The sequence below is a fragment of the Vibrio genomosp. F10 str. 9ZD137 genome (assembly GCF_049974785.1).
Taxonomy (GTDB): domain Bacteria; phylum Pseudomonadota; class Gammaproteobacteria; order Enterobacterales; family Vibrionaceae; genus Vibrio.
Window position 1 is genome coordinate 1 of the sequence record NZ_JBNGCJ010000499.1, and the last position, 9985, is coordinate 9985.

Sequence of the window (9985 nt, forward strand, 5' to 3'; positions counted from 1 at the left end):
CTCAGCACAAACCGGCTCAACAAGCTCCACAGCAAGCTCAGCCTCAATATAACGAGCCACCAATGGATTTCGATGACGATATCCCGTTCTAGCCACGTTTGATGGAGAAATCTCAGAATTTAATACTCTGTGAATATCTAGAATTAATAATACAAACTAAAGCTCCGTAGTACGGGGCTTTTTTTTGTGATTGCGTTATTGATTCTATTCACTGCATCCTCGTGGCGAACTGCATGATCACTTGTGATCTCTAATACTCGTGGCGCTTTAAGAGAGAGATCACGTTTGGCTAACAAAGTTCGATAACAGTAGTCAAAATAAAACGAGTTCTTGGAGACTTTTTAATATAGTAACAGTAGAGGCAAATGATTTGCTTTCTTGTTGATAACAGCACACTGAAACCGGTCAATAAAATATAGAAAGGAACTCTTAATTTATGAGGTTTACTCCGACCTTAAAGCTCAGTACAAGGCTGGTGGCTTTTGTTACCATCATTGTGATCAGCGCGACCTTTATTTTATTTGTCGGTGGCACACTGACATTCAAAAAAATTGGCCAAGAATATCTTAATCATTATTTGGACGGCATTGTTGTCGTTGTTGATAGAGAAATGGAAGATCCTGAATCGGCGCAATCCATGCAGCGTTGGATGCCCAAAATGCTGCAAGCATCACGCATTGTCGAAATGCAGCTATCTTCACCAGCAGGAATCGTATATCAGTTTAACGATACCGATTCTCGGGTTGACCCTTCACGCTTGTACAACAAAACTTATCGACTGGAAAGAAACAGTGGCTATCAAGTGACTTTCAAGGCCGTTCCACCGTATCTAGGTTCTACCGACTCTTTTGGTGCCTTATGGACGATCACTCTCGCCGTTAGCTTGATCATATTTTGCCTAGTGAGAGGTGTTAAATGGCTCAAAGAACAGCTACTGGGATCGGAGCTGTTAGAGGAACGTGGGCGAATGATCTTGGCGGGGCGTGTCGAGCAGTTTGCAAAAGGGGATCTCAGGGAGTGGCCGTATACAGCAAGTGAGGCATTGGATTGTTTGATTGAAGAGTTACAAGATGCCCGCCAAGAGAGAAGTCGATTTGATACTTTTATCCGAACTCAAACGTTCTTAGATCAACTGACTGGAACAGCAAATCGCGTGTTATTTGACAGTAAACTAGAGTCAGTTTTGCATGAAAGTGGTTCTCATGGTGCTGTCATTCTGCTGAGAGTGGATGACTGGGAAGATGTTAAAGAACTGAATGGTAAAAGTGTCAGTGACGATTTCATTGTGGAATTGGCAGAAGCCATTAGTGGAGTCATACAGCGTTACCCTGATGTGCTGTTGTCTCGATATTATAGCTCTGATTTTGCGATATTTGTTCCATACCAGGGGACAAAAGAAGTGACACATCTTGTTAACGCATGCATGAAGCAGCTGGTTAAAATCTCTCCACCATCGCCAGTCGATAAAGACAATTGGTGCCATATGGGGGTGACCAATTTTAACCAGGGAGATCGCCAAGGCAAGATCATGGATGAGGCTGAAATTGCGCTCAAGAGTGCCCAGTTACAGCAAATTAATACCTGGAGCCGATTTAATAAAGCAACCGTGGATCAAGAAGATCGTGGTAGCGTTCGCTGGCGTACCCTGTTTGATCAGACGTTAACACCAGAAAATATTCGCGTATTCGGTCAGCCTTGCTATTTGCTATCGGCAACGAGCGAACTTAAGTTGATTCACCATGAATTGTTTGCGCGGATAGACGATCCAGAGAAAGGCACACTTAAGGCTTCAAGATTCAATGCAGCCATTGAGCAGGTGGGTTATGAGCTTAAGATGGATCGCGCAATACTCAGAAAAACAATAACATGTATGAAAGAATCTCAGTTAAACCTATGTTATTCTGTAAACCTTCATGTCAGTCCATTTGCAGATAAAGAACACTTTAAGTGGCTGCGTAATGAATTATTGCAACTGACGTCTCAAACTCGCTTACAATTGAGTTTTGAATTTTCTGAAGGGCGTTTGATTAAACACCTGGATTATATGAGGCCCGTTATACGGATGCTCTCAGGATTAGGGTGTCAGGTTATTGTTGGTCAAGCGGGGCGAACAATAGTTAGTACCCACTATTTAAAAGACTTAAAGGTCGATTACCTTAAGTTGCATCGAAGCTTGATTAAACGAATTGACCAAAGAGATGAGAATCAACTCTTTGTAAGAAGCATAATCGGTGCATGCAGTGGCGGAAAAACTCAGGTTATTGCAGTGGGTGTCGAAACGAAAGCAGAGCATAAGACGCTGATAGACTTAGGTGTACATGGCGTTCAAGGGCGACTGTTCGATACAGAATTAGAAGTATGGGCTAGAATAAATAACAAAGCTCATACTAATGTTTCAAATAAAATAAAGCCGGGTCGACGAAACCGATGGCGATAATTTAACGAAAGTGATCAGTGGATGAATATAAAGTCCCTCATAGATAAATTAAGACCGACAAAAAAGCAGCACTCCAACTTATTGGCGATAGTGGAGCCTGATGCCATCTACTTTTCAGAGCATTCGGTGTACACATTACCGAAAATAGCGCTTGATCATGGACATTGGCCGCAGGCCCTCGCCACACACTTAAAAACGCACTCTGTTGAAAATGTCACAGTCAGTCTGGTTCTGAATTCAAGTCTGTATCAAACCTTTCAAATAGATACCCCTAATGTGCCTCAAGAAGAGCTGTCTATTGCTCTGCCATTTTTGCTCAAAGATCTCGTCACAGAGAAAGTAACGGACATTGTTGCCGATGCCTTTACTTTGCCTAGTGGCAATAAAACTCAAGCTTATGTGATCAAAAAATCACTTATTACTGAGCTGACTCATCTTTTGGCTGAGCAGAAATGCTCTTTAGATGAAGTGCTGACAGAAGACGATGTATGGGGCATTGCTTCATCTGAATTAAGCAGTTACTTGTTGTTGCAGCGTAGTGTTAAGGGCAGTTATAAAATCTGTGCGTTTCACGAAGGAAAATGTGTATTTCAACGCACTATTCGTAATGTCGTTTCACCATTAACTGGAACAGCAAGCTCCGATTTTCAGCTCGATGGCATGGCTTTGGAATTGCAGCGTTCGATTGATTACCTATCGTCTCAGCTTAAAGGTGTGCCTTTACACACGCTTTTCACCAGTTGTGATGAAGAAGAGCAGCAAGAGTTAGCCGAAGCATTAGACGAACGATTAAACGTTAAAGTTAAGCCATTATCAACGGAACTCATTGGGTCTGGAGATCTTCTCGCGGTTACCGCTACACATTTGATGGGCGATCACATTAATCTTTACCCCGATCATTTGCGTCCTCAAAAACAGTATTTTACGTTTCAAAACGCTGCGACCTCTTGGGTTCTAGTTGCAGCACTGCTCTTAGCATGCAGTGGTTATTATCATTACAGTTCATTACAGTTAAAAGCAGAATTGAAACTCCAGCAGCAGCAATCGGCACAACTGGCTCAGCAAGCTCAAAAGCTGAGAGAGCAGTTAGAGAAGCACAAACCGTCTCCAGAAAAAGTGGCCGCTGTTGCCAGGCTAAAAGATCAAATTCAATCGCACAACCGCTCATTAAATGCGATTGGTGATTACAATCAGTCTCAGCGACAAGGTTACGCAGGCGTAATGGGTTCTTTAGCGAATATTGGAAGGAATGATATTTCGTTGGTGAGTATTCGTATCGACAACCAAAAACTGAATTTACAAGGTTTAGCTAAAAATGCTGAAACGGTGCCCAATTGGGTTCACCAGTTTAGAGAAGAGCTTAACTTGGTAGGTCGATCGTTTGAAAAGCTGAAAATAGGCAGAAATGAACAAGATGTCATTACATTCGAATTGCGAACGCAGGAGGATGTAAAATAATGAAGCAAGCATTAGGAAAAATAGAGGCTAAATTTTCGGATCTTTCCCAGAGAGAAAAGTGGCTCATTACACTGGGTGGCTTCGCCGTCACAGCCTTGGTCATGTTTACATTTGTCTTTGAACCCGCAATGAAAACGGATAATGAATTGTCGCGTCAAAACGTCGCAACCAAATCTGAGATTCTGAGATTACAGGGCGAGATCCTAGTCTTGACCGCTAAGCTGAAAAAAGACCCAGACCAAGAAATCGATATTGAGCTGAATAAACTCCAGAAACAGAGTCAATCTTTATCGCAAGAGTTAGCCGATGTGATTGATACTTTGATTTCACCTTCTCAAATGACTCTGCTGTTGGAAGGTGTTTTGTCTGAAAGTAAGCAACTTCACCTGGTTTCATTGGAAACGCTAGGCGCAGAGTCCATTGCAAAAGGACAGGATAAAGAGGGTAATTACTATCTGCACCCAGTTCGAATTGAAATGACAGGCCGATTTTTTGATATCCTCACCTACTTACAAACGCTCGAGGCGATGCCTGCCAATTATTATTGGCGCAGTTTTCAATATCAAGTGGAAGAGTACCCCGAAGCACGACTGATTTTGGAAGTCTACACTTTAGGGGCTCGTAAAGAGTTTATAGGGGGCTAGCCAGCAATGAGATTAAAGACTCAATTAAAAATACGATTGAAGATGTCGTTGAAAATCACGTTACTGAGTCTCGCTGTATTGGGCTATTCCGTCAATGCTTCAGATAATGTGTCAGACAAGCCGAATCAAAACACAGCCCAAGACCCTACGGCGCCGTTAGGGTGGCAAAAAAAAGAGTCTTCTACCTCGACAGCGAAAAAAACCGTTGTTTACCGATTACCGACACTCAAAAGTATCGCATGTGATCATGTGAATCGATGTAATGCCGTTCTTAACAATAGTGTTGTCGAGACCGGAGATAAATTAAATGGATACCAAGTCCGTCAGATAACTGATGAAAAAGTGACTTTGGTACGTGGAAGTAAGCTTTGGACATTAGAGCTTTTTTCGTTAGATATTAAGAATTAAGGTAATAATAATTCTATGCGTAAAATTGTACTTGCTATCGCTATCGTATCTCTATCTGGATGCTCAATGGGCCATCGAGATCCAGTAGAAGCAAAAGCCGCCATCAACGAAGCCATTAATGAAGCCAATAGCTTAGGCCTCAATGATCTTCCTGCTTCTGTGCAGCAAGATTTAATGCCAAACATTGATGGTGTAAACCTATCCTCAGCGCAGAACGTCAAGCGCTTTAGAGTTCGAGCGGATGGCGTTGAGGCCAGTACCTTTTTTGCCAGTTTAGTCAAAGGAACCGACTACAGCGCAGCGATACACCCTTCAGTCGAAGGAAATATCACCGTTAACTTAGCTGATGTCACCTTAGATGAAGTGCTGTCTGTGGTTCGTGATATGTATGGTTATGAAGTTGAGCGAAAAGGCAAAGTGATACAGGTGTATCCAGCTGGTATACGCACTGTCACTATCCCAGTCGATTACTTACAGATGCAGCGCAAAGGCCGGTCGCTTACGTCGATTACAACCGGAACGATCACTAACTCTGACACAGGATCATCGTCGTCGAATAACTCATCGTCATCAAATAATTCCTCTTCAAACTCATCAGGATCTTCATCAACAAGCTCTAAAGGCGGCACTGAAATTGAAACCATCAGTGAAAGTGACTTTTGGCCACAACTGCAGGCCGCTGTATCTCAATTAATCGGCAGTGGTGATGGTCAAAGTGTGGTGGTTACTCCGCAAGCCAGTGTGATTACAGTACGTGCCTACCCTGATGCCATCCGAGAAGTGAAGCACTTTTTGAATGTTTCTCAAGAACGCCTACAGCGTCAGGTTATTCTGGAAGCGAAAATTTTAGAGGTCACGTTGAACGATGGCTATCAACAAGGGATCAATTGGTCAAACATTTCAATTGGTGACAGCAAAGTTGTTGTTGAACGATTAGGGGCCGCTGCGCTTCCGGGTCTAGATTCCATTGGCAGCTTACTGGGCGGTCAAACTAATGTCACCGTTTCCGACGGTAGCTTTGAAGCAGTCTTGAGCTTTATGGACACACAAGGTGATTTGAATGTTCTTTCAAGCCCTCGTGTAACGGCCGCAAACAACCAAAAAGCGGTCATCAAAGTCGGTACCGACGAATATTACGTGACCGATTTTTCAAGTGTAGTGGGCAGTGGTGATAATTCCGAGGCTTCACCAGAAGTTGAACTTACGCCTTTCTTCTCCGGCATTTCTTTAGACGTTACCCCTCAAATTGATGACGAAGGAAATGTGTTATTGCATGTTCACCCTGCGGTTATTGATGTGAAAGAACAGGTCAAAGAAATTGGCTATGGTGGCAAAACGATCAGCCTTCCATTGGCCCAAAGCTCTATTCGTGAATCCGATTCCATCATCAGAGCTCGTGATGGCGATGTTGTGGTTATTGGTGGATTAATGAAATCCAATACCTTTGATCAAGTCTCTAAAGTACCTTTCTTTGGTGATATCCCAGCGCTGGGGCATCTCTTTAGAAATACCACCGAGCTTACACAGAAAACCGAACTGGTTATCTTGCTAAAACCAACGGTTGTTGGTGTGAACACATGGCAAAAAGAACTCGAACGTTCACGTGATATTTTGCAAGAATGGTTTCCAGATTCTGAATAACCGATTTCCAGGGTAAAGCATGTATCTTGACCACTTTGGTTTTAGCCAATACCCGTTTCATCTAACCCCAAATACTGGCTTGTTTTTGGGATTAGAACCGCACTATGAAGCGATTCAAATGGTGACAGCGGCTCTGGATATGGGAGAAGGCGTGATCAAGGTGACTGGTGAGGTGGGCTCAGGAAAAACCATGGTATGTCGAATGCTGATCAACCACCTGCAAGATAAGGTGGAACTGGTTTACCTGCCGAACCCAGTTCTAACGGGAGAAGAATTAAGGTTGGCGGTTTCCGCTGAGCTGGGGCTTGAGATTCACTCTTCAATGTCAGTGGTTGATAAGATTCAAACCAAGTTGATCGAACTTTCTAAATCGGGCAAGCAAACTGTGGTTATTGTTGATGAAGCGCAGGCTTTATCTGATGAAGCCCTAGAAGTGTTGCGCCTATTTGGAAACCTAGAAACAGAGCAGGCAAAGCTGCTTAATATTGTCCTGATTGGTCAACCAGAATTGGATGAAAGGCTTGAGCAGCATCATTTAAGGCAGTTTCGTCAACGCATCACCTTCAATGCGAAGTTACGCCCGTTATCGGTGGATGAAAGTGTGGCTTATATTGATACTCGTTTAACCCGAAGCGCGGCCAGTGAAGCGGTGTTTAGTCTTGCTATTAAGAAAGCGATTTGGCGGGCAAGCCATGGAAATCCTCGCCTGATTAATCAGATATGCCACAAGACTCTTATATTGGCTTTTGGCGACAAGGCTGAAAAAGTCAATAATCACCATGTTTATAGCGCTATTTACGATACGTTTGATAGCTGTAAACCAAAATTTAAAGCCCCAATTTTATGGGGGTGGAGTCACTAATGAGTACCATCAATCAAGCGCTTTCTGAACTTGCTGATAAAGAACAACAGGGTGCATCGGTTAAGATTGAAAAAGCTCAAATTAATAAGGTGAAAACTCGCCCTGTTTTACCTTGGGTTATTGGTGGCTTTTCAATCAGTCTCGCCATTGGTGGCTGGGCGGTATCGCATCAATCCGAAACCATCGATCGTTCTATAAAACGATCGATAGATCAATCAGTGGTGATCTCTGAACCGACCACGGTTGCAGTGGAATCCAATGATGCCCTTGAACCGAACTCAGTGCCAAGTATCGCTGAAGTGACCACGAAAACCTCTGCTCAGAAGGTCACGATATATCAAGCCCCCGCCGTTGAAAAAACGACAACAAAGGTCAAACAGCCTTCAACTCATGTGGCTAAAAATTCAACGTCTGACGCGTCGGTTTCTAAAGCATCCGTTTCTAAAGCGTCCGTTTCTAAAGCATTGGTGTCTAAATCCCCCGAAGACCCAAAGCCAGTCGTCAGCAAATCGTCACCTCAAAAGCCAATATTACTGGCTAGCAATACATTGAGCCCTTCTCGCGTCAGTTCGAAGGCGGCAACCAAGTCAGAGCCTGTTGAGCAAGGTGGCATTATTGTTGAACAAGTCGAACTGACACCAGTTCAATTAGCTGAGAAAGCAGAGATCAGAGCCCGCAAAGCGATCGATAGTAACAACATCGATGAAGCATTAAACAGCTACAAAGACGTGCTTCGCTACACTCCTAAAGATGAAAACAGCCGACAACAGCTAGCGGCCTTATATTATGGTAAGGGGGATACTCGTAGAGCGTTTGAAATATTGCAAGATGGCATAAAAATCGATAACGACAGTGAAGCCTTGCGGGTTGCCCTCGCCAAGCTGTTGATTAAAGAACAACAACCAGAAGCTGCACTCACTCCTCTTCTTCACCTAAATCATTCTCCGAGTGTGGATTACTTGTCTTTAAGGGCAGCGTTAGCTCAAAAAAATAGCCTTGATGATGTGGCATTGGAAACCTATCAGCAGCTTGTTTCTGCCGACAGTGCCAACGCTCGTTGGTGGCTGGGGTTGGCGATTCAACAAGAGCGAAATTCAAACATGCCAGAGGCTAAAGTCGCGTACCAGCAAGCACTCACGAAAGTCGGTCTTTCAAAGCAGTCTCAGACTTTTGTACGTGAACGGTTGAAATTGATTGATGCAATAAAGGAGAGCAGCAGTGCAAATTAAACTTCGTAAACGTCTTGGTGATTTGCTGGTTGAAGAAGGCATTATTACTGAGAGTCAGGTTGAGCAAGCACTCGCAGCCCAGAAAAGCACAGGCCGTAAATTAGGCGCCATGCTTATTGAGCTTGGCTTCGTAACCGAGCACCAGATGCTGACTTTTCTCTCGCAACAGTTGGCTCTACCTTTAATTGATGTGAGCCGAGCAAATGTCGACGTTGATGCGGTTCAACTGCTTCCGGAAGTTCACGCGCGTCGTTTACGTGCTCTCGTTATTTCTCGCAGTGGCGACACAGTACGCATTGCGATGAGTGATCCTGCGGATTTATTTGCTCAAGAAGCGCTGCTTGGTCAGCTTTCTAATTTCAGTTTAGAGTTTGTGATCGCGCCTGAAAGTCAATTGGTTGAAGGGTTTGACCGATACTACCGCCGCACCAAAGAGATCGCATCATTCGCCGAGCAATTGCAGGCGGAACATCAGGTCAACGATGCTTTTGATATTAACAATCTTGATGAAGCTGGCGACAGTGATGAAGTCACCGTCGTTAAGTTGATTAATTCTCTGTTTGAAGATGCGATTCAAATGGGGGCGTCTGATATTCACATTGAGCCAGATTCGAATGTATTGCGTTTGCGCCAACGTATCGACGGTATTTTACATGAAACGCTGCTGAACGAAGTTAACATTGCTTCCGCGTTGGTGCTGCGATTAAAACTCATGGCTAATTTGGACATTTCAGAAAAACGTTTACCTCAAGACGGTCGTTTTAATATTCGAACTAAAGGCCAATCGGTGGACATTCGTATGTCGACGATGCCGGTTCAATATGGCGAGTCGGTGGTGATGCGTCTTTTGAATCAGTCATCGGGCGTCAGAAAACTCGAAGAATCAGGATTACCTGCGGATCTTTTAGAAAAATTGCGTAAGCAACTCAAAAGACCTCACGGAATGATCCTAGTGACAGGGCCAACGGGATCAGGTAAAACCACCACCTTGTATGGCGCGTTGTCAGAGCTCAATCAACCGGGTAAAAAGATCATTACCGCGGAAGATCCGGTGGAATACCGTTTACCTAGAGTCAATCAGGTTCAAGTGAACCCAAAGATCAATTTGGACTTCTCCACTATATTAAGAACCTTTTTACGTCAAGATCCCGACATCATTCTGGTGGGGGAGATGCGTGACCAAGAGACGGTAGAAATTGGGCTGAGAGCGGCGTTAACGGGGCACTTAGTACTCAGTACTTTGCACACCAATGATGCCGTCGATAGTGCACTTCGTATGATGGATATGGGGGCGCCAGGCTACCTT

8 protein-coding genes are annotated in these 9985 nt (G+C 43.9%); all 8 read left to right on the forward strand.

Annotated elements, in window-relative coordinates; genetic code table 11:
* Positions 1-436 precede the first annotated feature (436 nt).
* Positions 437-2437, forward strand: a complete 2001-nt coding sequence (gene csrD / locus ACP45E_RS12110; protein WP_017035368.1) for an RNase E specificity factor CsrD — start codon at positions 437-439, stop codon at positions 2435-2437.
* A 21-nt stretch (positions 2438-2458) separates the two neighbouring features.
* Positions 2459-3895 (forward strand): hypothetical protein, encoded by a 1437-nt coding sequence (locus tag ACP45E_RS12115; protein WP_017038244.1) that lies wholly within the window; start codon positions 2459-2461, stop codon positions 3893-3895.
* Positions 3895-4539, forward strand: a complete 645-nt coding sequence (gene pilO / locus ACP45E_RS12120) for a type 4a pilus biogenesis protein PilO (protein WP_017038243.1) — start codon at positions 3895-3897, stop codon at positions 4537-4539. The genes ACP45E_RS12115 and pilO overlap by 1 nt, the downstream gene beginning before the upstream one ends.
* 42 nt (positions 4540-4581) lie before the next feature.
* The gene (locus tag ACP45E_RS12125) at positions 4582-4947 is read left to right on the forward strand and encodes a hypothetical protein (protein ID WP_017035371.1); all 366 of its coding nucleotides are present in this window, start codon (positions 4582-4584) and stop codon (positions 4945-4947) included.
* 15 nt (positions 4948-4962) lie between these two features.
* Entirely contained in the window at positions 4963-6588 is a 1626-nt protein-coding gene (mshL, locus tag ACP45E_RS12130; protein WP_017035372.1) for a pilus (MSHA type) biogenesis protein MshL, read from the forward strand.
* A gap of 19 nt (positions 6589-6607) precedes the next feature.
* Positions 6608-7450: an ExeA family protein gene (locus tag ACP45E_RS12135; RefSeq protein WP_017038242.1), complete on the forward strand. Its 843-nt coding sequence runs from the start codon at positions 6608-6610 to the stop codon at positions 7448-7450.
* The gene (locus tag ACP45E_RS12140) at positions 7450-8679 is read left to right on the forward strand and encodes a tetratricopeptide repeat protein (RefSeq protein WP_017038241.1); all 1230 of its coding nucleotides are present in this window, start codon (positions 7450-7452) and stop codon (positions 8677-8679) included. The genes ACP45E_RS12135 and ACP45E_RS12140 overlap by 1 nt, the downstream gene beginning before the upstream one ends.
* On the forward strand, positions 8669-9985 hold a 1317-nt coding region (locus tag ACP45E_RS12145; protein ID WP_069585046.1), incomplete at its 3' end, for a GspE/PulE family protein. The genes ACP45E_RS12140 and ACP45E_RS12145, both read left to right, overlap by 11 nt.